Here is a 22426-nt window from a genome sequence, read left to right as displayed (position 1 = left end):
GGGATGATCGGACAGCTGCACGCCATCGTCATCGACTGCCCCAATCCACCCGAGCTCGCCGACTTCTACGGGAAACTGCTGTCACTCTCACGGCTGGAGGACACTCCAGAGTTCGTCGTGCTCGGCACCACGGCAGGCACTGAAGTCGTGGCATTCCAACGAGTCCACGACTTCCGGCCGCCACAGTGGTCCGTCCCTGACCATCCTCAGCAGATGCACATCGATGTGATGGTCGCGGATCTCGACGTGGCCGAGCCACAAGTCCTTGCGTTGGGCGCAACCCTGCTCGACGGGTCAGACAAGCCAGTCGGATACCGGGTGTACGCCGACCCAGTCGGCCACCCCTTCTGCCTCGTCACGCCACTGGAGTGAACAGTTCAGTCGTGTTCTCGTAGTGCGGCGACCAGTTGGTGTCCTTCCCTGGCTCCGCTTCGCAGGAGAACGGCTGCTGTGGTGTGGAGTTCGTTCCAGGAGTGGGGGCGGCCGATGGCTGCGGCGTCGGGGATGGTCGTTGTGGCTACCGTGAGGGCTTGAGTTGCTTCACCTGCGGCGGCGAGGGCGTGTGCGAGGCAGGACTGGTACCAGGTTCTGTCGCGTCGGTAGTCGTCCGGCAGGGCGTTCAGGCCGGTGGTGAGGTGGGCGATGGCTGTCTGCCAGTTGCGGAGGTGCAGTGCGGCCATGCCTCGTTGCAGGGTGAACCAGGTTTCGCCGTAGAAGTACATCCACGGGGGCTCGTCCTCGGGGTGCTCGGCGGCCCGGCTGATGAGGGTCTGCGCGTCGTCCAGGTGGCGTTCGGCGTCGTCGGCGTCGCCGTTGAGGGCGTGTCCGCGGGCGGCCATCTGGGCGGCCATGCCCTGGACGCCGAGGGATGTGCCGGGGGCGGACCAGCGGGCGGCTTCGGCGAGTCGTACGCAGCGGGTGCCGCGTCCGCCGGACCAGGCCATGTGGGCCTTCATGCTGAGGGTGGTTGCGGCCATGTCGGCGTCGCCGGCTTCCAGGGCCCATTCGTGGCTGCGGTCGTACCAGGCCAGTGCGGCGGCTGTCCGGCCTTGGTCCTGGGCCATCCAGGCGAGGAATTGGGCGTGTTCGGAGGCGAGACGGACCACGCGGTCGGCGAGTGTGCCGCGGGCGGCCGCGTAGAGGTCGACGACGGTGTGGAGTTGTCGGCGCATCACCTCGACGAGAGGGCGGGAGCCGATCACGTCCTCCGCGCGGCGGTGTTCGGCGAGCAGGCGGTCCAGCCAGTCCAGGGTGGGGGCGTCCACGCGGTGCGTCGTGTCGACGACGCTGGTGACACGGGCCAGGAGGTCCTCGTCGGGGCCGGGCCCGGCGAGGGAGAGCGCGGGGACCGGTGCCGTGGTGGGGTGCTCCGGTGAAGTGTGCAGGAACGGTGGGATTTCGAGCCCAGCCGTGATGCGCTGCCGTACTTCGAGCGAGGTGACTCGGCGCTGTCCGCGTTCGATGTCGGAGACGTCGGGTTGGACCAGGCCGATGCGTTCACCGAGCTTGGTCTGGCTCAGGCCGGTGAGCTTGCGGTAGGTGCGGAAGACCTGGCCCCAGTCCTCGTCGGTGACGGCTGAGGCGAGTGCGGGATGGGACCAGAGGTCCGTGCGGAAGTCCCCCATAGCTCCAATATAGGGCGCTCCTATGGGGCTTGGGATGGGAGCGATCGGTGTCTGGCGCAAGGGTCTTCCTGCAAGGACCCCGGCCGACCGTGCGACCGGTCCCGGGGCGTGGCCAACGCTGCTGAGGAGCGTCGACATGACGGAGATCAGGTTTCCGGGGGTCTCCTGCCCATCCCCGGCGAGTTCGCCGGACTGCGGGATGGTCGAGCGGTGGCTGGCATCCGCTCATCCGTCACCGGACACCGCGCGTGGAGAGTGGAGCGGTGCCGCGAAGCTCGCCGTGATTCCGTTGGGGAGGATCTTCGAGGCGGTTCGTCTGCCTGAGCGGGTCGTGCATCGGGCGGTCGCGAGCGCCGATCGGGACACGGTGAGCGATCGGCTGGCCCGGTGCCTCAGCGGCGCCCCGGTCATTCACGATCCCGGTTTCCGCCGCTACTACGCCCTCGTACCACCCGGCACCGCGCAGACGTGGTGCGAGCCGGTCGCGGAGTGTCTGGGCGAGGGCACGTGCCTGGGTGTGCCGCGAGCCGACCGCACCGCGTTCGATGAGCAGACGCGGGCGTCCTACTGGGCCGTGCCCCTCCTCCGGCCGGGTCGGCTGGGCACGGCGGTCGACGTGTTGGCTCTCGCGATGGCGGGTCGCTGCCTCGGTGACGAGGACGAGTCATGACCGCACCCGAGAGGAAGGCCGCTCCGCCGCTGGATCTTGAGACGACGCGTGCCTGCGCGGACCGGCTCCTCGCGAAGGAGACCGAGGCGCCCTCGCCGGAGCGAGTCGCGTATCTGCGCATGCTGCTGCACTGCCCCGCGTGCCGGGAGTGCCGGGCCGTGGATGACGACGGTGAGGCCGTCGGCAGCTGCGTGACCGGCGACCGGCTCTACGAGGAGTACCGGCGGGCCCGGCGCGGCCCTGCCGCCTCGTCCGAGACGTCCCCTGGGGAGAGCGGCATGGCGCGGACGCCTTCCGCGGGCCGGGCCTTTGACCTGGGTTTCACTATCGGCCGCGCGCGAAGTGCCGCCAGCGCGTCAAGCCGCTGGGCGTAGTCCGGCAGGAAGATCTCGCCCAGCGACTTCGGAGGCCGTTCACCTGCGTTTATGTGTGCCGGGTTATTGCCCGTCCTCGGACACGGAGGGGTCGTCCTCTCCGAAGTCCGGGGCCTGGAAGGGGTTCCTGGCCGGAGGGGGCGATGCTGTGGCAGGGCGGTGGGGCGGTCCGTCCGGGGCGGAGAACGGCGAGGTCAGGTCGATGAGAGGTCTCCCTTTGAATCCAAGCCCCCCGTTGGGACCTGGCGTGCGATGAGCGGGTGCTGCGGTCCTAGAGCTTGGTCATCTTCGCGTACGGGCTCAGGATCCGCTGTTCCACCGAGCCGCCGAAGTTCACGAGCGCCGCGATTCCCTCCTCGATGCCGATCACCCGGCCGAGGCCGTAGATGTCGTGTGTGACCTGGTCGCCGACGGCGAAGTGCTTGGGAGCCGGCACGACCGGGGGTTTGAAGGGGCTGGTGGGCAGGTGACGCTTCGCGGAAGGCTTTGTCATTGCCTCAGTATGCGCCTGCGCGTACCCCAGTCACAGCGGCTGTCCACGGACGATCTTCGAACGCCCGCCCACCGAGCCCCCGTCTCACGCCCCTCACACCCCGAAATGCGCCCGCAACCGCCCCTGCGCCCCCTCCCTCGCCCCCACCCTGTCCAGCCCCAGCAGGGCCGCGCCGAGGACCGGGCCGGCCGTGACCGTCTGTGGGATCGCCTTCGGGGCCCGGTCGGACAGGAGGTCCTGGATTCGGCCGTTCAGCTGGGGGTGTTCGGCCGCCAGGACGCCGCCGCCCAGCAGGACCGGGGTCGGTTCGTTCACCAGGTCGAGGCGGGTGAGGGCCACCACGGCCATGGAGACCACCTCCTCGGCCTGGCGGTCCACGATCGTGAGGGAGACCGGGTCTCCGGTCGCCGCCGTCGCGAAGAGGACCGGTGTCAGCTCGTGGCGGCGGGACGCCGCGATCCGGTCCAGGTGCAGCGCCTCGATCAGGGCGTACATGGACGTCAGGCCGAAGTGGGCCGGGAGGGTCCGGGACAGGGCCGTGGCGGGGCCGCGGCCGTCCTCCGCGCGGGACGCGTGCCACATCGCCTCCTCCGAGAGGCCCCAGCCGCCGCCCCAGTCGCCCGAGACCCTGCCGAGGGCCGGGAAGCGGGCCGTGCGGCCGTCGGGGCGCATGCCCACGCAGTTGATGCCGGCACCGCAGACGACCGCCACGCCCCGGGGTTCCGTCACCCCCGCGCGCAGGATCGCGAACGTGTCGTTGCGGACTGTGACCGTCGTGCCCCATGCGTGTGCGTGCAAAGCCTTCGCCAGCTGGTCTTCCTCGACCGGGAAGTCGGCATTCGCCAGGCACGCCGAGACGTGGGTGACCGAGGTGAGGCCTGCCGTGGCCAGGGCCTGGCGGACAGGGAGAGCCAGCGTGTCCATCGCCGTCTCCAGGCCGACCGCGGGTGGGCGGAAGCCCGCCCCACGCGCCGTCGCCAGGACTTCTCCGTCCGCCGTCACGATCGCCACGTCCGTCTTGCTGTTGCCGGCGTCGATGGCGAGGACGGTCGCGGTCAGGCCCACGCGAGGTGCTCCCGGTTGTGTGCGATCAATCGGTCCGTGAGTGTCTCGGCGTACTCGTACTGGGCGATGAGGGGGTGGGAGAGGAGCGCCTGGAAGACGCGTGTGCGGCCGCCGTGCAGGGCTGCCTCCAGGGCCAGGTGCTCGTACGCCGTCACGTTCGCCATCAGGCCCGCGTAGAGGGGGTCCACGGGGGTGACGGGGAGGGGGGACGCGCCCTTGGCGCCCACCGCCGCCTGTACCTCGATCACCGCGTCGTCGGGGAGGAACGGGAGCGTGCCCCGGTTGTACGTGTTCACCACCTGGTACGGCGTGCCGGCGCCGCCCAGCAGGGCCGCCGCCAGGTCCACCGCCGCCTCCGAGTAGTACGCGCCGCCCCGTTTCGCGAGCAGCTCCGGCTTCTCGGACAGGGCCGGGTCCGCGTACATCGTCAGCAGTTCCTTCTCCATCGCCGCGACCTCGGCCGCCCTCGACGGCTTCGTCCGCAGTTCTCGTACGACCTCGTCGTGCGCGTAGTAGTAGCGCAGGTAGTACGACGGGATCACGCCCAGGCAGTCGAGCAGTGCGCGCGGCAGGCGCAGGCTCGCCGCGATCGTCTCGCCGTGGTCCGTCAGGAGCCTGGGCAGGACGTTCTCGGCCTCCGGGCCGCCGAGGCGCACTCCCGTTTCCCAGGTGAGGTGGTTGAGGCCCACGTGGTCCAGGTGGATCTCCGGGGCGGACACGTCGAGCAGGGCCGCGAACCTGCGCTGGAGGCCGATCGCCACATTGCACAGGCCGACCGCCTTGTGGCCCGCCTCGAGAAGGGCGCGGGTCACGATGCCGACCGGGTTGGTGAAGTCGATGATCCAGGCGTCGGGGTTGGTGCGGCGTACGCGGTCCGCGATGTCGAGGACGACCGGGACCGTGCGCAGGGCCTTGGCCAGGCCGCCGGCGCCCGTGGTCTCCTGGCCCACGCAGCCGCAGTCGAGGGGCCAGGTCTCGTCCTGCTCGCGGGCCGCCTGGCCGCCCACGCGGAGTTGGAGGAGGACCGCGTCCGCGCCGTCGACCGCCCGGTCGAGATCGGTCGTGGTGGTGATGCGGCCGGGGTGGCCCTGGCGGGCGAAGATGCGGCGGGACAGGCCGCCGACCAGGGCGAGGCGGTCTTCCGCCGGGTCCATCAGGACCAGTTCCTCGATGGGGAGGGTGTCCCTGAGGCGGGCGAAGCCGTCCACGAGTTCGGGGGTGTAGGTCGAGCCTCCGCCGACCACGGTGAGTTTCATGTACGTCTAACCCTTTACTCCGGTGAGCGTGACACCCTCTACGAACGCCTTCTGGGCGAAGAAGAACACGAGGATCACGGGGGCCATGACCAGAACGGTGGCGGCCATGGTGAGGTTCCAGTCGGTGTGGTGGGCGCCCTTGAACGACTCCAGGCCGTAGGAGAGCGTCCATGCGCCCGGGTTCTCCGAGGCGTAGATCTGCGGGCCGAAGTAGTCGTTCCACGCGTAGAAGAACTGGAAGAGCGCCACTGCGGCGATGCCCGGTCTGGCCATCGGGAGGACGACCTTGAGCAGGGTGCGCAGGTCGCCGCAGCCGTCGACCCTCGCCGCGTCCAGGTACTCGTCGGGGATCGTGGTGAGGAACTGGCGGAGGAGGAAGATGGAGAACGCGTCGCCGAACGCCATGGGGATGATCAAGGGCCAGAGCGTGCCGGAGAGGTCCAGCTGCTTCGCCCAGAACAGGTACATCGGGATGATGACGACCTGCGGCGGCAGCATCATCATCGAGATGACCAGCATCAGGGCCAGATTGCGGCTCCGGAAGCGGAACTTGGCCAGGGCGTAGGCCACCGGGATCGAGGAGATCACCGTCAGGGCCGTGCCCAGGAACGCGTAGAAGAGGGTGTTCCGCCACCAGGTGAGGAAGCCGGGGGTGTCGAAGACCCTGCGGTAGTTGTCCCACTCCCAGGTGTGCGGGATCAGGTCGCGGCTGAGCGCCTGGCTGTCGCTCATGAGCGAGGTGAGGAGGACGAAGACGAAGGGGAGGGTGAAGAAGAGGGCCGCCGCGATGCCCAGGGAGTGGATCGCGATCCATTCCAGGAGCGCTCTGCGGTGGGCCGTGCGTTCCGCCGGGGTGGGCGGTGCCGTGCTCAACCCGACCGGCTTGTCCAGTAGTTGCGTCATCGGTCACCTGCGTTGATCAGGCCGCCCTTGCGGCGCATCAGGAGTGCGGTGAAGGCCATGGAGAGGGCGAAGAGCACCAGGGCCACCACACAGGCGGAGCCGTAGTCGAAGCGCTGGAAGCCCAGGTTGTAGACGAGTTGGGGGAGGGTGAGCGTGGACTTGTCCGGGTAGCCGGGCTCGAACTGCGTTCCCGCGCCCTGGATCACGCCCGAGGCGACCTTTCCGGCGATCAGCGGCTGCGTGTAGTACTGCATCGTCTGGATCACGCCGGTGACGACCGCGAACATGACGATCGGCGAGATGTTCGGGAGCGTGACGTAGCGGAAGCGCTGCCAGGGCGTCGCGCCGTCCAGTTCGGCCGCCTCGTACTGCTCCTTCGGTACGTCGAGCAGGGCGGCCATGAAGATGACCATCAGGTCGCCGATGCCCCACAGGGCCAGCAGGGTGAGGGCCGGCTTCGACCAGGTGGGGTCGTTGAACCAGCCGGGGGTGGGGAGCCCGATGTTCTCCAGGATGGAGTTGACGGGGCCCGTGCCGGGGTTGAGCAGGAAGGCGAAGGCCATGGTGGCCGCCACGGGCGGGGCCAGGTAGGGCAGGTAGAAGAGGGTGCGGAAGACACCCGTCCCTGTCTTGATCTTGGTGATCAGCAGGCCCACGCCCAGGCCGAAGGCGACCCGGAGCGTGACCATGATGACGACCAGCCACAGGGTGTTGCGCAGGGCGGGCCAGAACAGGGGGTAGTGCTCGAAGACGTACGTCCAGTTCTTCGTGCCCGTCCAGGCCGGCGGCTTGAAGCCGTCGTACTGCATGAAGGAGAAGTAGACGGTGGAGAGCAGGGGGTAGGCGAAGAAGACCGTGAAGCCGATCAGCCAGGGGGAGAGGAAGGCCAGGGTGCGTAGCGTCGAGCGGCGGTGTTTCGCGCGCAAGGTGGAGGTGCTCATGGTGCTGCCAGGGCTCATGGTGCTCATGGCTACTTCGCCTGCGCGATGTCCGTGTCGATCTGCGCGGCCGTCTTCTTCAGGCCGGCCTTGAGATCGGTCGCCTTGCCGCTTTCGTAGGCGTAGCCGAACTCCTGGACCGTGGTGAGGTAGACGCCGCCGTTGACGGAGGCGGGGGCGGTGGTGGAGTTCGGGTCGGCGGCGATCTCCAGGAACGTCTTGAAGCGCGGGTCGTACTTCAGCTTCGGGGACTTCAGGGCCGCGAGCGTCGAGGGGACGTTGTGGATGGCGTTGGAGAAGTTCACCACCGCGTCCGTGTCCGTGGTCATGTACTTCACCAGCTCCCAGGCGGCGTTCTGCTTCTTGCTGGTCGCCGCGATACCGGCGATGGTGCCGGTGATGTAGCCCTTGCCGTACTGGTCGGCCTGGTCGTCGGGGACGGGCAGCGGGGCCACGCCGATGTCGAACTTCGGCTTGGTGTCCAGGGCCATGCCCAGGCGCCACTCGCCGTCGAGCTGCATGGCGACCTGGCCGGTGTGGAAGGGGTGCTTGGGGCCCCACTCGTCGCCGAGCTTGGAGCGGTAGGTCTCCAGCTTGCGATAGCCGCCGAGTTCGTCGACCAGCTTCTTCTGCACCGTGAACGCGGCCTCGAAAGCAGGGTCCTTGCCGACGTTCGACTTGCCTTCCTTGTCGAAGTACGTGGGGGAGAACTGGCCGAGGTAGTGCTCGGTGGTGGTCTCCCAGCCGTGGTAGTTCGGCATGAAGCCGAGCTGCTTGTAGGTGTCGCCCTGGGGGATCGTCAGCTTCTTGGCGACCCGCTCGAACTCGGACCAGGTCTTCGGAGGGCTGGTGATGCCGGCCTTCTCGAACGCCGTCTTGTTGTAGTAGAGGCCGTACGCGTCGCCGAGGAGGGGGACCGCGCAGCGGTTTCCGTCGAACTGGGTGTACTCGTTCATCGCCTTCGGGAAGGTCTTCTCCGGGTCGACACCGGACTTCTCGAAGAACGGGTTCAGGTCCACCAGGGCGCCGGAGGAGCAGAACTTTCCGACGCTGTTCGTGGTGAAGGACGAGATCACGTCCGGGGCCTTGGCGCCGCCGGTGCGCAGGGCCTGGTTCATCTTGTCGTCGGTCATGTTGCCGACGACGTTGACGTGGATGTTGGGGTGCGCCTTCTCGAAGCCGTCGACCAGGGACTGGACGGCCTTCACCTCGCCCGGCGCGCTCCAGGCGTGCCAGAAGTTGATGGTCGTCTCCTGCGAGGCGTCGTCGCTCGCGCCGGCGTCCGACTGGCCGGTGCACGCGGTGGTGAGGAGGGCGAGGGAGGCGGAGGCGGCGAGCGCGATGGCTGCTTTTCTGGATATTCCGGGCATGGCGGAGCTCCCTGTGGCACGGGGGAAGAGGGGAAGGAGGGAAAAGCGGGGAGGGGGGTGGGGTCAGCGGGAGGTGTCGAAGACCTCGTCGCGCGTCGTCGCGAGCGCGCTCTCCAGCGCGCCGCGCAGCACGGGATGTTCACGGACGTCGCCCACGACCAGGCGGGGGCGTGACGCGGCCAGTTCTTCCAGTTCGGCCTGGACGAGGGCGCGCAGGGTCTCGCCGCCCGAGGTGAGGGACGCGCCGCTCAGCACGACGAGCTCGGGGTCGAGGACCGAGACGAGGGAGGCCAGACCGGTGGCCAGCCGGGTCGCGTAGGTCTGGAGGAGACGGCGGTGGGGTTCGTCCTCGGCCTCCGCCGCCCGGGCCACCAGTTCCGCCGCGGCCTCGGCGTACGGCCCCTGCGGGACGTCGTCGATGCCGAGTTCACGGGCCAGCCTGGGGACGGCCTGGGAGCCGGCCAGCTCCTGGTAGCCGCCGCTGTTGGCTTTGGTGACCTGGCGGACCAGGGGGGTGCCCGGCACCGGCAGGAAGCCGACCTCGCCGGCGCCGCCGCTCCAGCCGCGGTGCAGCCGGCCGCCGAGGACCAGGGCGGCGCCCAGGCCCTCCTGGTTCCACAGCAGCACGAAGTCCGCGTGGCCCCGGGCCGCGCCGAGCCGCTGTTCGGCGAGCGCGACCAGGTTCACGTCGTTCTCGTACTCGAACGGCATCGGCAGGGCGGCGGCGAGCTCGTCCAGGAGGGTGGGGGAGTGCCAGCCGGGGAGGTGGGAGGCGTAGCGCAGACGGCCCGTGGTGGGGTCGAAGGCGCCGGGGGTGCCGATCACCAGGCGGTGGATGTCGGACCGGGCGAGACCCGCCGCCTTCACCGCGCCGTCCAGGGCGTCGGTGACCTGCTGAACGACCGGGGTGCCGGTGCGCCTGCCGGGGGTGGGCACCTCGTGCCGGCCGACCGTGCGGCCGGTGATGTCGGAGACCGCGGCGAGTATCCGCTGCGGGGTGACGTCGAGCCCGGCGGCGTATCCGGCGGCCGGGTTGACCTCGTAGAGCTGGGCGTTCGGGCCCGGCCGGCCTTCGGTGGTGCCGGTGGCCAGGACGAGGCCCGCCGCCTCCAGGCGGGCCAGGAGCTGGGAGGCGGTCGGCTTGGACAGGCCGGTGAGCTTGCCGATCCGCGTACGGGACAGCTGTCCGTGTTCCAGCAGCAGGTCGAGGGCGGCCCGGTCGTTCATGGCGCGCAGGACGCGTGGGGTGCCCGGCGTACCGGTGGTTCCTGCCATGCGTGTCCACACCTGCCCTTCGGCTGCTCAGCTTCTCAATGATCAGGCGGGGAAGTCCATCGAGGTGGAGTCCATCGAGGCCTGGCGCCCACTGTTAGGAAAGTTTCCTATCGGTGGAGAGGAAGCTAGACCCGGCACCTTCGGGAGTCAAGAGGGCATGAGAAACAAGAGGGCATGAGAAGCAAGAGGGCATGAAGAAAGGGCGGCACCCGGCCGAGCCGGGTGCCGCCCTTCCGGGAAGCCGCTACTTCGTGGTGCTCGTCGGCGCCGCGGGCGCGAGCGGGGACGCCGCCGCCGACTGCGGAGACGTGGCGTTCGCGTACACCGAGGGAGCCGCCATCCCCGCCGTCGGGTCGACGAGCTGCTCCTCCGCCGCGGCCGTGGCGCCACCGACGATCCGGATGCCCGCCGCGTCGAAGGCCCGCTTGATGCGCCAGCGCAGCTCGCGCTCCACGGTCAGGGACTTGCCGGGCATCGTCTTGGCCGAGACGCGCACCACCATGGAGTCCAGCAGGACGCTGTCCAGGCCGAGGACCTCGATCGGGCCCCACAGCAGCTCGTTCCAGGGCTCCTCGGCGCCCATCTTCTCGGCGACCTCGTCGAGCGTGGCCTTGACCTTGTCCAGGTCCTCACCGGAGTGGACCGTGACGTCCACGTTGGCCGTGGCCCAGCCCTGCGAGAGGTTGCCGATGCGCTTGACCTCGCCGTTGCGGACGTACCAGATCTCGCCGCCGTCGCCGCGCAGCTTGGTCACGCGCAGGCCCACCTCGATCACCTCGCCGGAGGCGACGCCCGCGTCGATGGTGTCGCCGACGCCGTACTGGTCCTCCAGGATCATGAAGACGCCGGACAGGAAGTCCGTGACCAGGTTGCGGGCGCCGAAACCGATCGCCACACCGGCGACACCGGCCGAGGCCAGCAGCGGGGCGAGGTTGATCTGGAAGGTGCCCAGAACCATCAGCGCGGCCGTGCCGATGATCAGGAACGACGCCACCGAGCGCAGCACCGAGCCGATGGCCTGCGAGCGCTGGCGGCGGCGTTCGACGTTGACCAGCAGTCCACCGATCGCGCCGCCGTCCAGGGACGGGACGTTCCGGTTCATGCGCTCTATCAGCTTGGTGATCGCCCGTCGGACGAAGACCCTCAGCACCACCGCTATGACCACGATGAGCAGCACCCGCAGGCCGATCGCGAGCCATGTCGACCAGTTCTGCTCGATCCAGCCGGCGGCGTTCGTCGCGCTCTCGTGGGCGTCCTGCAGCGAGGGCACTCTCGGGCTCTGTGAATCCGAGGGGGTAGGCGACGGCGTAGGGTCGGCGGCCATCAGAACGGCGTCCGCGGGGGACATGGACACGGCGGGTACCTCCAGGTGCAGCGGTCTGCCCCGGTGGGGTGGTTCGGGGGTCTACGGAGAGTCAAGGTCACGACTGGGTCACCGAAGGGGCAGAACCACCACACTAACGGGGCATTGTGTGTGTTCCCTCGGAATGTGTGAAGGAGAGACCGTGCTCACCTGGGCTTGAACAGGCCATGATCTGGGGGATGAATCAGATGTGGTCGAAAACACTCCCAGCCCGTTACCGGGACATGGTGGCGCTTCCACCAGGCATGAGGAGAGACTGACTACGAATCGTCCCGGCGCGAGCCACGCGCCGCCGGCGTCCAAGGAGGCACCCGTGCCGCATGTCCTGGTCCTCAACGCGTCGTACGAGCCGCTAGGTGTCGTACCGCTCCGCCGCGCGCTCGTCCTCGTCCTCGAGAACAAGGCCGTATGCCTCGAGGAGTCCGGCGCCTTTCTGCACAGCGCGACCGTCACAGTCCCCGCACCCAGCGTGGTCCGGCTCAAGCGATTCGTCCGGGTTCCCTATCGGGGGCCCGTTCCACTGACCCGCCGGGCACTGTTCGCCCGCGACGGGGGCCGGTGCATGTACTGCGGTGGCGTCGCAACCAGCGTCGACCACGTCATCCCGCGCAGCCGCGGGGGCAAACACGTCTGGGACAACGTGGTGGCGTCCTGCCGCCGCTGCAACCACGTGAAGGCCGACCGACATCTCATCGAGATCGGCTGGCGGTTGCGCCACAAACCCGCCCCGCCCTCCGGCCTCGCCTGGCGCATCATCGGGACCGGTCACAGGGATCCGCGCTGGCTGCCGTACTTGCAGCCGTACGGCGCGGACGACGCCATGGCCCGGATCGACGGCATTCCCGCCTGACGACGATCCGGGCCTTCGTATTGCCGCGTGCGGCACCGGCCGGCCCGGGGAACCCCCGTTCCCCCGGGCCGGCCTGTCATGCGGTGCGCCCTTACGCGTACCGCGGCCGCCCCTTACGCGTACCGCAGCCGCCCCTACGCGTACCGCAGCTCCCCCGGGCGCACCGTGCGGCGCAGCAGCGGCAGTGAGGTGGCCGAGGCCAGCAGACAGGCGGCGTAGACGGCGAGAGGCACCAGGGCGATCGCCCAGGGCACCGGCCGGCCGGAGAGCAGGGCGTACCAGGTGCCGATGGCCAGGCCGCCCAGCCCGGCGAGCAGCACCGCGGGGGCCAGCGGCAGCGCGGTCTCCAGCAGCAGGGCCCGGCCCAGTACCGTGCGGGGCACTCCGGCGGCGGCCTGTGCGGCCAGGCCGCGGCGGCGGGTGGCCAGGGACTCGGCGGTGCCCACGGCGAGGCCGGACAGGGTGATCGCGAAGGCGACCGCGATCGCGGCGCCGGTGAGGTCGAGGCCGGTGGTGTAGTAGGACGCGGGCTCGGCGAGGTGCTTCTCGGTGCGCACCACGTCCCCGAGCACCTGCCGGATGCCCATGAAGCCGGTCCCGACGACCGTCACCAGCAGCACCGCGGCATGGGTGCGGGCGGCCGACCAGGGGTCGTCGCGCAGCCGTTCGGCGGCGATCAGCGTCGCCGCCGACCCGGCCCGGACCGCGAGGAGCCGCCCGGTCGCCTTCGCGGCCGCCCCGGAGAGCCACACGGCGCCCGCGCCGACCGCGAGGACCGCGCCCGCCATCATCAGCGGCGGTCCGCCGTTCGGCCGGTTGGCGGCGGGCGTGGCGGTGGTGGTCACGGCCAGCAGCGCGAGTGCCGCGACGAGCAGGACGCCGCCCAGGAACAGCAGCCCCGGCCCCCGTCCGGAGCGCGGTCCGACCCGGCGCACCCAGCCGAGCGGCGAGGCGACCAGCCGGCGCAGCGCCAGCGCGCCCGCCGTCGCGCCCAGCAGTGGTACGGCGACGGCGACCAGGGCGATCCCCGCCCAGGCCAGGGCGGTCGGCCGGTCCCACAGGCGCAGCAGGAGCAGCACTGAGAAGACGGTGGCGACCGCCGAGCCCAGCAGACAGGCCAGCCCGGTCTCCAGTGCGGCGATCCGCCGCACCTGCCAGGGCGTCGCCCCGGCCAGCCGCAGCCCGGCCAGCCGCCGGTCGCGGTGCACCGCCCCGATCCGGGCGCACTGCCCGAGGAACCCGAGCACCGGCACGAGCAGGAGCAGCAGGCTGACGATCACACCGGACCGGGTGCCGGGCTCGTCCAGCAGGCCGGCGGCGTACGGCACGTCGTAGGAGCCGCGCAGGGAGGCCAGGGCGACGGCGGTGAGGGCGAAGCCCGTCGCGAGCGCCGCGCCCGTCGCCGTCAGGGTGACCCGCCACCACTCCCCGCGGTCGGAACCACGGGTGAGTTCCCAGGCGATGCGCAGATCGGCCCGCAGGGAGCGCAGGGAGCGGGGCGAGTGCGGGGCGTTCATGCCGTCACCCCCGTCGTCGCCACGCTGCCGTCCCGCAGCTGCACCTCCCGGTCCGCGTACGCCGCCACCTGGGCGTCGTGGGTGATCAGCAGGACCGCGGTGCCCGACTCGCGGGCCGTGTGCACCAGGGCCGTCATGACCTGCTCGCCCGCGAGGGAATCCAGCGCGCCCGTCGGTTCGTCGGCGAAGACCACCTTCGGGCCGGTGACCAGGGCTCGGGCCAGCGCGGCCCGCTGGGCCTGGCCGCCGCTCAGCTCGCCCGGCCGCAACTCCTGCTGACCGCGCACCCCGAACCGCTCCAGCCACTCACCGGCCCGGGCCCGTGCCCGGGCGCGGTCGGTGCCGGCCAGCAGCAGCGGCAGGGCGACGTTGTCCAGGGCCGTCAGCTCGGGGATGAGCTGCCCGAACTGGAACACCACGCCGAACTCGGTGCGGCGCAGCTCGCTCAGCCGCTTCTCGGGCAGGTCCTCGAGACGCCGGCCGTCGTACGTCACCGAGCCCTCGTCCGGCCGGACGATCCCGGCGAGGCAGTGCAGCAGCGTCGACTTCCCGCTGCCGCTCGCGCCGGTCACGGCGAGGATCTCGCCGGGGCGCAGTTCGACCGACGCGTCGCGCAGGGCGGGTGTCCTGCCGTGCGCCTTGGTGAGGCCACGGGCCGAGAGAAGAGGCACGGGTCTGCTCATGCTGCGTCGACCTCCGCGGTCAGGGTGGTGAGCCGGGCCGCCGTGGTGGTCATCCAGCGGAGGTCGGCGTCGAGGTGGTTGACGGCGTAGTCCGCCGAGAGCACGGTCGCCAGGTCGGCGCCCTGGGCGGCCTTGAGCGCCGTGAGCTCCCGCATCCGCTCCATGTGGGCGGCGCGCTGCGCGCTCAGATACCCGGCCGGGTCACCGCCCGAGAGGATCGCGACGACGACCTTGGCGAAGATCTCGTTCGCGACGAAGGGAGCGGGCGGTGCGATCTCCCCGGCCCAGCGGGCCAGTTCACGCGTACCGTCCTCGGTCGCGCGGTACATCGTCCGCTCCGGGCCGCCGTCCGAGTCGGTCCCCTCGACCTCGGCGAGGCCGTCCCGGACGAGGCGCTGGAGGGTCGTGTAGACCTGCCCGTAGGCCAGCGGGCGGGCCTGGGGGAAGCGGTCGTCGTGGCGTCGCTTGAGGTCGTAGCCGTGGCTCGGACCCGAGGCGAGCAGGCCCAGCAGGATGTGGCGGGTGCTCATGCGGATCATTATGTACTGAGTACATGTACTGAGTGAATAGTTATCGGTGATCCGGTTCCGAAGCGGGGGTCTGAGAGTTCCCCCGGGGGATCACTCCGTGATGGCGTACGCCTCCGCCGACCACAGCGAATACCCGAACCGCGTGGCGCGCTTGTCGCCCTGCACCCGCACGAAACGCACGTCCCGCTCGTCCACGCGGACGCTCTCCCGGCCGCCCCGGCCGTCCCGTACCGTCGCCGCCGTGCGCCACCGGCGGCCGTCCGCCGACACCTGGACGCGGTACGCCGACGGGTGGGCGTCCTGCCAGCGCAGCACGACCTGCCCGAGGCGCGCCGGGCGGGGGAGCTCGACCTGCCACCAGGCGCCGTCGTCGACCGGGGACGACCAGCGCGTCTGCGGGTCGCCGTCGTTCGCCGCCGACGCCGGGAAGTCGGGCGTCTCGTCGCCCGAGGAACGCGCCGTGCCGGTGCGGGCCAGGTCGGGGCCGCCGGTGGGCGGGACGGCGCGGACGGTGAGCGTGCGGGTCGCTCCCGCGAAGCCCAGCCGGATGTCGTACGACCGCATCGGCGTGCCGCGCTCGACGGTCACCTCGACGGGGACCTCCACCCGCGTGCCGCGCTCCACGGTCAGTTCGTCCTTCGGCACCCGGACCCGTACGCCCTCGGGCGCCTCGACGGTGAGCCTGCCGCGGGCGTCGGCGGGCCGCAGCGATCCCAGCCCCGCCGTCAGCCGCAGGGCCCGGCCGGTCTCGGCGTCCACCTCGTCGCGCTCCAGCTCCAGGGAGGCCGCGGGGGAGTCGTCGAACCAGGGGACGAGATGGCGCACCCGGGCCGGAGCGGGCCCGGCGACCCGCACGGCGTCCACCGGCGAGTCGACCCGCACCTCGGTCGCGCCCGACCCCGACAGCCGCCCGACCGGCCGCCAGCCCCGGCCGGGGACGTGTGCCTCGACCGCGCCCTCGGTGCCGGGGTCGGTGAGGACCGTCACGGCGGTCAGCGGGCGGGGGCGGGGGAGGCGCAGGGTGCGGTCGTCCGAGGGGCCGCCGGGGTTGCGGGGCGGCTCGTGGTCGATGCCCGCCCAGGACGCGTACGCCTTCTGCGCCCGCTGAAGGAAGGGGTCCAGGACGTCCGTGCCGACCTCGGCCCGCGCCGACTCCAGCCCGGCCCGCAGGGTGCCCAGCCTGCGGTACGCCGTCCAGGCCGCCGCCGTGTCCCCGGCGCGCTGCGCGTCCAGCATGTCGAGCGCGGCCGTGCCCGCCTCGCCGTAGCCGGCCAGCTGCTCCGACCAGGGGGCGACCTCGGAGGCGAGGGCGGTGTCCGACAGCCGCCGGGGCAGCTCGCGCAGCACGGTGAAGGCCTCGCGCAGCCGCCGCGCGGCGTCGCCGCCCGACGCGGGGTCACGCCAGTACGCCTCGGCCAGCGGGCGCAGATACGCCGACTCCTCGTCGTCCAGCACCGACGACGCGTCGTTCCCGGCCAGCGCCGCCAGGGCCTGCTCACGGCGCCGGTCCCCGCCCGCCAGGTCGGCGATCGCGGCCCGCCAGGACTCCCCGGGGCTGTAGGCACGCGGGTTCCACGCGTAGTCGGCGGCGGTGAACAGCGGGATGCGGGACGCCTCCGGCTGCTGCATCGCGTTGGCGAGCAGGGCGGCGGAGCCGGTCGCGACGGCGGGCTCACGGCCCTGGTAGGGGCCGAGGAAGATACGGCCCGGGTCGTAGTCGTTGACCGGGTAGTTGTCCATCGTGACCAGCGGGTGCCCGAGCGCATCCCGCGCGTCGGCCAGTTCCCCGCCCGTGATGGTGCGGGGCACCACCCCGACGCCCGTCCACGCCACCTCGACACCCTTGTCCAGCTCGCCCGCCAGCGCCCGCCGGTAGTCGGTCGTGCCGTCCTCGTAGTACTCGGTCGGCATCAGCGACAGACCGGCGGCGCCGGGGTGCCGTTCCGCCAGGTGCCGGGCCACCGCGTTCGCCACCCGGGACTGCGCCTCGGCCGCCGCCCGCGGGCCGGAGCCGAACCGGTCGGCGTCCGCGTCGCAGTGCCACTCGCTGTAGCTGACGTCCTGGAACTGGAGCTGGAAGGCCCGGAAGCCCAGCGCCCACATCGCGTCGAGCTTGCGCGTCAGCGCCCGCACATCGGCGTCCGACGCGAAGCACATCGCCTGACCCGGGGCCACCGCCCAGCCGAGCTTCACGTGGTTGCCGCGGGCCCGCTCGGCCAGCTCCCGGAACTCGGCCCGCTGCTTCGCCGGGTACGGCTCACGCCAGCGCGCCTGCCGGTAGAGGTCGTCGCCCGGGGCGTACAGGTAACGGTTCTGCTTGGTGCGCCCCATAAAGCCGAGCTGCGCCATCCGCTGCCGGTGCGTCCACGCGGTGCCGTAGAAGCCCTCGGTGATGCCGCGTACGGCGGTGCCGGGCCAGTCGCGTACGACGGCCGCCGCGATCGTGCCGTCGGGACGCAGCAGTTGCCGCAGCGTCTGCACGGCGTGGAACAGCCCGTCCTCGCCGGTTCCGGTGAGGGAGACGCCGCCCCGGCCGACGGCCAGCTCGTACCCCCCGGAGGGGAGGGCGCGGCGGTCGCCGCGGCGGGCCGGCTCGCTCCCCGCCCGCACGACCAGGGCACCGGGCCGGGCGGAGTCTGTGACGCGGCGGGCACCGGCCTGCCGCAGCAGCGCGCGCAGGGCGTCGACGGCGTGGGGATCCGCCGAGGGGTCCGTGAGCAGCGCGACCTCGCCGGTGACCGGGACCGGGGCGCCGTTCGCGCGCAGCGACTGGGGGCGCGGCCAGACGGAGAGGCCGGGTCCGGCCGTGTCGGGGGCCGGTGTCGCGCTCGGGCGGGGGGCGGGCGGATCCGCCACCGCGACGGGCGGGGCGCCGAGGCTTCCGGCGACGACGGCGACCGCGAGGGCCACTGCCCGCTTTCCACGCCGCAGTCCCACAGGCCCCCTCCAGGTGCGTCCGACCGGGACCACGAGCCCACCACCCGCCCGGTGAAGGTGTCAACGAGAGTGGCCGTTGTGGCCGATTTGCCGGACTCTGGAGAGAGTGGAGGGGAGTGGAATGTGAGCAGGATAACGATGTTCGGTCTGGGACGTCTGCCATCGCGTCGACTGGGTAGGGCTGCGGTAACCCTTCGAAAGTTGAACGCGACAAGCTCTACAAGGAGGCCCCCGTGGCTGCGATGACTTTCCTTCCGCTCCCGGCCCCGTCCAAACCCGTGGCGGACACGTCCGCCGAACTCGACCCCCACTACGACGATCCGCGCTACGAAGACCCGCACTACTGCGTCTTCAGCTCCGAGAACACCTGCGCCGAGCCCCCGCTCACCAGTGAGCCCCCGCTCCCCGACGCCGAGCCCCTCACCAGCGAGCCCCCGCTCGCCGAATCCGCCCCGCTGACCAGCGAGCCCTCCGCCTTCCTCACGGACTTCTCAGGAATCTAGAGGCCCAGATGACGGCACCGCGGCCGGCCGAACCGCCTTCCGAGGACCTGTCCCGCCTCGCCGATCTGCATGGCGTCGCCACCTCTTACAGCCCGTCCCCGGACCGTACGCTGGCGGCCTCGGCCACCGCGGTCACTCTGACCCTGGCCGCTCTCGGTGTGGACGCGAGCACGCCCGGCGCCGTCCGCGCCGCGCTCGCCGCCCGGGAGCGGGAACAGGGCGCACGACTGCTGCCGCCCACGGTGGTCGGCTGGGGCGCGGACCCCCCGGCCGCCCTGGCCGCCCTCCCCGAGGGCACCCGGCTGCGCATCGAGACAGAGCAGGGTGAGACCCGCGCCTCGGCCGGGCAACTCCCGCCCGGCGTCCACCGGCTGACCGCCACGGCACCCGACGGCCGCGCCGCGGACGCCCACCTGATCATCGCCCCGGCCCGCCTGCCCACGCCGCCCGGACGCTCGTACGGACTGCTCGTCCAGCTCTACTCCCTCCTCTCCCGCCGCTCCTGGGGCATGGGCGACCTCGGTGACCTCGCCGAACTGGCCGGCTGGGCCGGGCGGTCGCTCGGCGCCGGGTTCGTCCAGGTCAACCCGCTGCACGCGGCCGTGCCCGGCGCCCCCACCGACCCCTCCCCGTACCGCCCCTCCTCGCGCCGCTTCCCCGACCCCGTGCACCTGCGGATCGAGGACGTCCCCGAGGCCGCCCACGTCGAGGACCCGCAACGGCTGCGCGCACTGCTGGAGAGATCCGGCCGACTGCGCGAAGCGGTGCTGGAGAAGGGCGCGCTGATCGACCGGGACGCCGTGTGGGAGCTCAAGCGGGAGGCACTCGGGCTGCTGTGCGAGGTGCCGCTGGGCCCCGGCAGACGCGCCGCCTACTGTGACTTCCTCGCCGAGCAGGGCCAGGCCCTGGAGGACCACGCCACCTGGTGCGCGCTCGCCGAGGTACACGGCCCGGACTGGCACCGCTGGCCGACCGGTCTGCGCGACCCCCGCTCGGCCGACACCGTCCGCGCCCGCAACGGCCTCCTGGACCGGGTGGACTTCTGGTCCCGGCTCGCCTGGCTCACCGACGCCCAGCTGACCGCGGCGCAGCGCGCCGGCCGGGAGGCCGGGATGCCGGTCGGGATCGTGCACGACCTCGCCGTCGGCGTCCACCCCGGCGGGGCCGACGCCTGGGCACAGCAGGACTATTTCGCCGCCGGCATGTCGGTGGGCGCGCCCCCGGACGCCTTCAACGCGCGCGGCCAGGACTGGGGTCTGCCGCCCTGGCGCCCCGACCGCCTCGCCGAGTCCGGCTATGCCCCCTTCCGCGAGCTGCTGCGCGCCCTGTTCCGCTACGCCGGAGCGCTGCGCATCGACCACGTCATGGGCCTGTTCCGCCTGTGGTGGGTCCCCCAGGGCCACCCGCCCACCGAGGGCACCTACGTCCGCTACGACGCCGAGGCCATGCTCGCCGTGCTCGTGCTGGAGGCCTCCCGGGCCGGGGCGCCGGTGATCGGCGAGGACCTCGGCACCGTGGAACCCGGCGTCCGCGAGGCGCTGCGCGAGCGCGGGGTGCTCGGCACGTCCGTGCTGTGGTTCGAACGCGACTGGGACGGCGACGGCCACCCCCTGCCCCCCGACCGCTGGCGCGCCGACTGTCTGGCCACCGCCACCACCCACGATCTGCCCTCCACGGCCGCCCGTCTCACCGGCGAGCACGTCGAACTCCGCGACAGCCTCGGCCTGCTCGCCCGCCCGCTGGAGGAGGAGCGCGCGGAAGCCGCCGCCGACACCGGCGAATGGCTGGCCCTGCTAGCCCGCCTCGGCCTGCTTCAGGGCACCGGCGGTGGCACCGACACCTCGTCGGAGGAGGCCGAGATCCAGGCCGTCCACCGTTTCCTGCTGCGCACCCCGGCCCGCATGGTCGGCGTCTGGCTCCCGGACGGAGTCGGCGACCGCCGCCCGCAGAACCTCCCGGGCACCTGGGACCAGTACCCGAACTGGAGGCTGCCGATCGCGGACGCGGGGGGCCGCCCGGTCACGTTGGAGGAGCTGGCGGCGTCGCCCCGACTGCATGCCCTCATCGAGGTGTTGCGGGAGCCGTCCGGCCCGTCCGGCGGCTGAGGGCGACTCTTACGGCACCCCGGGCGCGCGGCCCCAGGGGGCGTTGGATACTTTTGACACCGTGGACAAGAAGAACGCCCTGCGCGCCGGCGCCCTGGCAGCCGGTACGACGCTCATGATGCTGCTCATGTCGTCCCCCGCCTCCGCGCTCAGCCGCGACGACGGTGACGACCCCGGCCCGGGCCTGAGCGTCATCGAGACGCTGGGCCTCTTCGTCGTGGCCCCCATCGTGCTGTACCTGGTCATTCACGGCCTCGTGGTGATCGGCGACAAGACGCACAAGCAGAAGGACACGACCAGCTCCAACATCGACACCAAGCCGAAGGCCGAGGCCGACGCCAAGGCCTGATCAGGGGCGTTGTGGAGGGGCGGTCACCGCCCGGCTGTCCCCTCCGTCCCCGCCAGCAGTTCCCTCAGCAGGCCGGCCAGTTGGCCGGCCTGTTTCTCGTCGAGGCCGGACAGGGCCTCCGTCTGGACGGTCAGCCCGGCGACGGCCGCCTCGTCGATGAGGCACAGTCCCTCCTCGGTGAGCGTCACCTGAAGGCCCCGCCGGTCGTGCGGATCGGGAGAGCGGCGCAGGAACCCGGCCCGCTCCAGCTTGTCCAGGCGGCCGGTCATCCCGCCCGTGGTCAGCATGAGCGTCTCCGAGAGCCGGCGCGGTGAGAGCGTGTAGGGCTCGCCGGAGCGGCGCAGGGTCGCCAGGACGTCGAACTCGCCGCGTGAGATCCCGAACCGGCCGTAGGTGTCCTCCAGGCGGTCCGCCATCGCGCGGGCGAGCCGGGAGACCCGGCCGAAGACCTCCATCGCCCGGGTGTCGAGCTCGGGCCGGACCGTCCCCCACTGGTCGATGATCGCGTCGACGGGGTCCCTGCGCTGCTCGGGGCGTTCGTTCATGGCACGAGTATCGGCCGCCTCTCGGTCACCCGCAAGAAAGTAGCTTGACGGAAAGTTGCTTAGGGCTAAGCTACTTTCTACCGACCTACTCCGAAGGGTGCCACCCATGGCCTCCTCCCGTCCCGCTCTCATCGCCCTCACCGCGCTCGCCCCCGTCTCCTGGGGCACGACCTACGCGGTCACCACCGAGTTCCTCCCGGCCGACCGCCCCCTGTTCACCGGACTGATGCGCGCCCTGCCCGCCGGTCTGCTGCTGCTCGCCCTCGCCCGGGTGCTGCCGCGCGGTGCCTGGTGGTGGAAGGCGGCGGTGCTCGGCGCGCTGAACATCGGCGCCTTCTTCCCGCTGCTGTTCCTCTCGGCGTACCGGCTGCCCGGGGGCATGGCGGCGGTCGTCGGCTCGGCCGGGCCGCTGTTCGTGGCAGGCCTCGCGGCGCTGCTGCTCGGGCAGCGGCCGACGGTGCGCACGCTGCTGACCGGGGCCGTGGCCGCGTTCGGCGTCAGCCTCGTCGTCCTGCGGGCGGCCGGGGCGCTGGACGCGCTCGGCCTGCTGGCGGCCCTCGCCGCCACCGTCTCCATGTCCGCCGGGACCGTCCTCACCCAGCGGTGGGGGCGCCCCGCCGGTGTCGGCCCGCTCGCCCTCACCGGCTGGCAGCTGACGGCCGGCGGCCTGCTCATCGCGCCGCTCGCCTTCCTGATCGAGGGCGCGCCCCCGGCGCTGGACGGCCGGGCGGCCGGCGGCTACCTCTACCTCGCCGTCGCGAACACGGCGGTCGCGTACTGGCTGTGGTTCCGCGGCATCGGGCGCCTCACCGCCACCCAGGTCACGTTCCTCGGCCCGCTCTCCCCGCTGACCGCGGCCGTCGTCGGCTGGGCGGCGCTCGGGCAGGCGCTGACGCCGGTGCAGCTGGTGGGCATGGCTCTGGCGTTCGGGGCGACGGTCGCGGGGCAGATCGGGGGTCGGGGACAGGCGGCACCGCGAACGTTCAGCTTCCCCGGGAAGAACGGTCGCGAAGAATCGACGGACGTGACGGACGGCGCGCTGCGACGGTAGACCCGCCCCGCTCACCGCCCGGCG

The 22426-nt window shown here is 71.9% G+C and carries 22 protein-coding genes; 8 read left to right on the top strand and 14 right to left on the bottom strand.

Features of this window, described 5'->3' with window-relative positions; genetic code table 11:
- Positions 1-3: 3 nt before the first annotated feature.
- Complete coding sequence (locus tag ACFT32_RS26540) at positions 4-372, top strand: VOC family protein (RefSeq protein WP_382493919.1); 369 nt, start codon at positions 4-6, stop codon at positions 370-372.
- 5 nt (positions 373-377) lie between these two features.
- Here the strand turns inward: ACFT32_RS26540 and ACFT32_RS26535 are convergent, their stop codons facing one another.
- Positions 378-1625 carry a helix-turn-helix domain-containing protein gene (locus tag ACFT32_RS26535; RefSeq protein ID WP_382493916.1) on the bottom strand — a complete coding sequence of 416 codons (1248 nt, stop codon included), beginning with the start codon at positions 1623-1625 and terminating at the stop codon, positions 378-380.
- 136 nt (positions 1626-1761) lie between these two features.
- Between ACFT32_RS26535 and ACFT32_RS26530 the strand changes: the two genes are divergently transcribed.
- The gene (locus ACFT32_RS26530) at positions 1762-2295 is read left to right on the top strand and encodes a hypothetical protein (RefSeq protein ID WP_382493913.1); all 534 of its coding nucleotides are present in this window, start codon (positions 1762-1764) and stop codon (positions 2293-2295) included.
- On the top strand, positions 2292-2669 hold the full coding sequence (locus tag ACFT32_RS26525) for a hypothetical protein (RefSeq protein WP_382493910.1): 378 nt from the start codon (positions 2292-2294) through the stop codon (positions 2667-2669). The genes ACFT32_RS26530 and ACFT32_RS26525 overlap by 4 nt, the downstream gene beginning before the upstream one ends.
- A gap of 271 nt (positions 2670-2940) precedes the next feature.
- On the opposite strand, the gene ACFT32_RS26520 is transcribed toward ACFT32_RS26525, so the two are convergent.
- From ACFT32_RS26520 to ACFT32_RS26485, 8 genes are all read right to left on the bottom strand, one after another.
- On the bottom strand, positions 2941-3162 hold the full coding sequence (locus tag ACFT32_RS26520) for a hypothetical protein (RefSeq protein ID WP_184592772.1): 222 nt from the start codon (positions 3160-3162) through the stop codon (positions 2941-2943).
- 93 nt (positions 3163-3255) lie between these two features.
- Positions 3256-4227, bottom strand: a complete 972-nt coding sequence (locus ACFT32_RS26515; RefSeq protein ID WP_382493907.1) for an N-acetylglucosamine kinase — start codon at positions 4225-4227, stop codon at positions 3256-3258.
- A complete protein-coding gene (locus ACFT32_RS26510; RefSeq protein WP_382493904.1) occupies positions 4218-5483 on the bottom strand; it encodes a 6-phospho-beta-glucosidase in 1266 nt (421 codons plus the stop codon). Before ACFT32_RS26510 ends, ACFT32_RS26515 begins: the two co-directional genes overlap by 10 nt.
- A 6-nt stretch (positions 5484-5489) precedes the next feature.
- On the bottom strand, positions 5490-6386 hold the full coding sequence (locus ACFT32_RS26505; RefSeq protein WP_382493901.1) for a carbohydrate ABC transporter permease: 897 nt from the start codon (positions 6384-6386) through the stop codon (positions 5490-5492).
- Positions 6383-7327 carry a carbohydrate ABC transporter permease gene (locus ACFT32_RS26500; RefSeq protein ID WP_382493899.1) on the bottom strand — a complete coding sequence of 315 codons (945 nt, stop codon included), beginning with the start codon at positions 7325-7327 and terminating at the stop codon, positions 6383-6385. Before ACFT32_RS26500 ends, ACFT32_RS26505 begins: the two co-directional genes overlap by 4 nt.
- A 29-nt stretch (positions 7328-7356) precedes the next feature.
- Complete coding sequence (locus tag ACFT32_RS26495; protein ID WP_382493896.1) at positions 7357-8694, bottom strand: ABC transporter substrate-binding protein; 1338 nt, start codon at positions 8692-8694, stop codon at positions 7357-7359.
- Between the two features lie 63 nt (positions 8695-8757).
- Positions 8758-9969 carry an ROK family protein gene (locus tag ACFT32_RS26490; RefSeq protein ID WP_382493893.1) on the bottom strand — a complete coding sequence of 404 codons (1212 nt, stop codon included), beginning with the start codon at positions 9967-9969 and terminating at the stop codon, positions 8758-8760.
- A 244-nt stretch (positions 9970-10213) separates the two neighbouring features.
- Positions 10214-11317, bottom strand: a complete 1104-nt coding sequence (locus tag ACFT32_RS26485) for a mechanosensitive ion channel family protein (protein ID WP_382494655.1) — start codon at positions 11315-11317, stop codon at positions 10214-10216.
- A 328-nt stretch (positions 11318-11645) separates the two neighbouring features.
- Between ACFT32_RS26485 and ACFT32_RS26480 the strand changes: the two genes are divergently transcribed.
- Complete coding sequence (locus tag ACFT32_RS26480) at positions 11646-12182, top strand: HNH endonuclease (RefSeq protein WP_382493890.1); 537 nt, start codon at positions 11646-11648, stop codon at positions 12180-12182.
- 134 nt (positions 12183-12316) lie between these two features.
- Here the strand turns inward: ACFT32_RS26480 and ACFT32_RS26475 are convergent, their stop codons facing one another.
- From ACFT32_RS26475 to ACFT32_RS26460, 4 genes are all read right to left on the bottom strand, one after another.
- Positions 12317-13699, bottom strand: coding sequence for an FtsX-like permease family protein (locus tag ACFT32_RS26475; protein WP_382493888.1), 1383 nt, complete (start codon positions 13697-13699; stop codon positions 12317-12319).
- Entirely contained in the window at positions 13696-14382 is a 687-nt protein-coding gene (locus ACFT32_RS26470) for an ABC transporter ATP-binding protein (protein ID WP_382493885.1), read from the bottom strand. The genes ACFT32_RS26475 and ACFT32_RS26470 overlap by 4 nt, the downstream gene beginning before the upstream one ends.
- Positions 14379-14912, bottom strand: coding sequence for a PadR family transcriptional regulator (locus ACFT32_RS26465; RefSeq protein WP_382493882.1), 534 nt, complete (start codon positions 14910-14912; stop codon positions 14379-14381). The genes ACFT32_RS26470 and ACFT32_RS26465 overlap by 4 nt, the downstream gene beginning before the upstream one ends.
- Before the next feature lie 90 nt (positions 14913-15002).
- Complete coding sequence (locus ACFT32_RS26460; protein ID WP_382493879.1) at positions 15003-17849, bottom strand: beta-N-acetylglucosaminidase domain-containing protein; 2847 nt, start codon at positions 17847-17849, stop codon at positions 15003-15005.
- A 233-nt stretch (positions 17850-18082) separates the two neighbouring features.
- On the opposite strand from ACFT32_RS26460, the gene ACFT32_RS26455 reads away from it, so the two are divergent.
- The 3 genes from ACFT32_RS26455 to ACFT32_RS26445 all read left to right on the top strand — a co-directional run bounded on the left by ACFT32_RS26455 (position 18083) and on the right by ACFT32_RS26445 (position 20806).
- Positions 18083-18352, top strand: coding sequence for a hypothetical protein (locus ACFT32_RS26455; RefSeq protein ID WP_382493876.1), 270 nt, complete (start codon positions 18083-18085; stop codon positions 18350-18352).
- Positions 18353-18360: 8 nt separating this feature from the next.
- The gene (malQ, locus tag ACFT32_RS26450) at positions 18361-20457 is read left to right on the top strand and encodes a 4-alpha-glucanotransferase (RefSeq protein WP_382493873.1); all 2097 of its coding nucleotides are present in this window, start codon (positions 18361-18363) and stop codon (positions 20455-20457) included.
- A gap of 61 nt (positions 20458-20518) precedes the next feature.
- A complete protein-coding gene (locus ACFT32_RS26445) occupies positions 20519-20806 on the top strand; it encodes a hypothetical protein (RefSeq protein ID WP_382493870.1) in 288 nt (95 codons plus the stop codon).
- A 23-nt stretch (positions 20807-20829) separates the two neighbouring features.
- Here the strand turns inward: ACFT32_RS26445 and ACFT32_RS26440 are convergent, their stop codons facing one another.
- Positions 20830-21351, bottom strand: a complete 522-nt coding sequence (locus ACFT32_RS26440) for a MarR family winged helix-turn-helix transcriptional regulator (protein WP_382493867.1) — start codon at positions 21349-21351, stop codon at positions 20830-20832.
- A 106-nt stretch (positions 21352-21457) separates the two neighbouring features.
- Between ACFT32_RS26440 and ACFT32_RS26435 the strand changes: the two genes are divergently transcribed.
- Positions 21458-22402 carry an EamA family transporter gene (locus ACFT32_RS26435; protein WP_382493864.1) on the top strand — a complete coding sequence of 315 codons (945 nt, stop codon included), beginning with the start codon at positions 21458-21460 and terminating at the stop codon, positions 22400-22402.
- The last annotated feature ends 24 nt before the right edge of the window (positions 22403-22426 follow it).

The organism is Streptomyces sp. NPDC057002 (assembly GCF_042673825.1).
Taxonomy (GTDB): Bacteria; Actinomycetota; Actinomycetes; order Streptomycetales; family Streptomycetaceae; genus Streptomyces.
The sequence above is the reverse complement of the archived record's forward strand: the minus strand, read 5'-3'. Positions and strand labels throughout refer to the sequence as shown.

Bases quoted from the DNA above. Each gene is read 5' to 3' on its own strand.
- ACFT32_RS26540 (WP_382493919.1), top strand. From the start codon at position 4: ATGATCGGACAGCTGCACGCCATCGTCATCGACTGCCCCAATCCACCC.
- ACFT32_RS26535 (WP_382493916.1), bottom strand. From the start codon at position 1,625: ATGGGGGACTTCCGCACGGACCTCTGGTCCCATCCCGCACTCGCCTCA.
- ACFT32_RS26530 (WP_382493913.1), top strand. From the start codon at position 1,762: ATGACGGAGATCAGGTTTCCGGGGGTCTCCTGCCCATCCCCGGCGAGT.
- ACFT32_RS26525 (WP_382493910.1), top strand. From the start codon at position 2,292: ATGACCGCACCCGAGAGGAAGGCCGCTCCGCCGCTGGATCTTGAGACG.
- ACFT32_RS26520 (WP_184592772.1), bottom strand. From the start codon at position 3,162: ATGACAAAGCCTTCCGCGAAGCGTCACCTGCCCACCAGCCCCTTCAAA.
- ACFT32_RS26510 (WP_382493904.1), bottom strand. From the start codon at position 5,483: ATGAAACTCACCGTGGTCGGCGGAGGCTCGACCTACACCCCCGAACTC.
- ACFT32_RS26505 (WP_382493901.1), bottom strand. From the start codon at position 6,386: ATGACGCAACTACTGGACAAGCCGGTCGGGTTGAGCACGGCACCGCCC.
- ACFT32_RS26500 (WP_382493899.1), bottom strand. From the start codon at position 7,327: ATGAGCACCTCCACCTTGCGCGCGAAACACCGCCGCTCGACGCTACGC.
- ACFT32_RS26495 (WP_382493896.1), bottom strand. From the start codon at position 8,694: ATGCCCGGAATATCCAGAAAAGCAGCCATCGCGCTCGCCGCCTCCGCC.
- ACFT32_RS26490 (WP_382493893.1), bottom strand. From the start codon at position 9,969: ATGGCAGGAACCACCGGTACGCCGGGCACCCCACGCGTCCTGCGCGCC.
- ACFT32_RS26485 (WP_382494655.1), bottom strand. From the start codon at position 11,317: ATGTCCCCCGCGGACGCCGTTCTGATGGCCGCCGACCCTACGCCGTCG.
- ACFT32_RS26475 (WP_382493888.1), bottom strand. From the start codon at position 13,699: ATGAACGCCCCGCACTCGCCCCGCTCCCTGCGCTCCCTGCGGGCCGAT.
- ACFT32_RS26470 (WP_382493885.1), bottom strand. From the start codon at position 14,382: ATGAGCAGACCCGTGCCTCTTCTCTCGGCCCGTGGCCTCACCAAGGCG.
- ACFT32_RS26465 (WP_382493882.1), bottom strand. From the start codon at position 14,912: ATGAGCACCCGCCACATCCTGCTGGGCCTGCTCGCCTCGGGTCCGAGC.
- malQ (WP_382493873.1), top strand. From the start codon at position 18,361: ATGACGGCACCGCGGCCGGCCGAACCGCCTTCCGAGGACCTGTCCCGC.
- ACFT32_RS26440 (WP_382493867.1), bottom strand. From the start codon at position 21,351: ATGAACGAACGCCCCGAGCAGCGCAGGGACCCCGTCGACGCGATCATC.
- ACFT32_RS26435 (WP_382493864.1), top strand. From the start codon at position 21,458: ATGGCCTCCTCCCGTCCCGCTCTCATCGCCCTCACCGCGCTCGCCCCC.